Below are 1,185 nucleotides of genomic sequence, written 5' to 3' on the forward strand. Positions count from 1 at the left end.
ACCGAAGCGGAATGGTTGCGCTAAATTTGCTTTAAAATTTTGAGCGGCACGGCTTGTTTGGCTGCAAAAATACGGGCTTATAAATTTAAAACCGAGTGAAAAGGAAAAATTTGAACGAAACTATACTTTTAAGCCACGGCGGCGGCGGCGAGGAGATGAATAGGCTCATCAACGAGACGATCTTTGCGGCGTTTGACAATGAAATTTTGCGCGCCAACAACGACAGCGCGATACTAAATTTAAATTTAGACGCCAGGGCGGGTTTTGATCGCGCGGCGCCTAGCTCTGCTTTGAATTCTGCGAGCTTCGGTAGCGAGCTAGCTTTCAGCACCGATAGTTTCGTCGTCACGCCGCTGTTTTTTAACGGCGGCGACATCGGTAAAATCGCCGTTTGCGGCACCGTCAACGACCTTGCGATGGTGGGCGCCAAGCCGCTGTTTTTAAGCTGCGCGCTCATCATCGAAGAGGGGCTTAGTCTAAGCGAGCTGCGACGCATCCTGGGCTCGATGGCAAGCACTGCGCGAGGTTGCGGCGTTCGTATCGTTTGCGGCGATACAAAGGTCGTGCCGCGCGGCAAATGCGATAAAATTTTCATCAACACTAGCGGCATCGGCCGTGTTTTGCGATCTGCGCGCATACAAAACATCAAAGCGGGCGCAAAAATCCTTCTTAGCGGCGACATCGGGCGGCACGGGGCGGTGATACTCGCGGCACGCGACGAGATCGCGCTAAGCAGCGAGCTACAAAGCGACTGCAAACCGCTTTGTGCTGCGGTAGAAAAGCTAATCTTGCAAGGCGTGAAGATCCAAGCGATGCGAGACGCGACGCGCGGCGGGCTTAGCGCGGTTTTGAACGAATTCGCAAACTCTAGCGGGCTTGAATTTTTGGTTCGCGAAGAGGATATCAAAATCAGCGACGAAGTAGTTGGCGTGTGTGAGCTGCTGGGTTTCGAGCCGTACGAGCTTGCAAACGAAGGCACTTTCGTAGCGGTCGTAGAAGATGATGCCGAGGCGGATAGGGCGCTTGAGATACTGCGCGAATTTGACGCAAACGCCGCAATCATCGGCGAGGTACGCGAAGTAGGGCACGGTGGAGGCGAATTTGAGGGTACTTTGACGCCGAAGCTTAGCGCGCAAGACGAATTTACGGGCATAAGCGATACGGACGCGGCGTCAGAAAATAGGG

1 protein-coding gene is annotated in these 1,185 nt (G+C 53.7%); it reads left to right on the top strand.

Features of this window, described 5'->3' with window-relative positions:
* Window positions 1–155: 155 nt before the first annotated feature.
* The coding region (gene hypE / locus Q0277_RS00120) for a hydrogenase expression/formation protein HypE (protein WP_297994236.1) at window positions 156–1,185 on the top strand (1,030 nt) is incomplete at its 3' end.

It is taken from the genome of uncultured Campylobacter sp. (assembly GCF_938030815.1).
Taxonomy (GTDB): domain Bacteria; phylum Campylobacterota; class Campylobacteria; order Campylobacterales; family Campylobacteraceae; genus Campylobacter_B.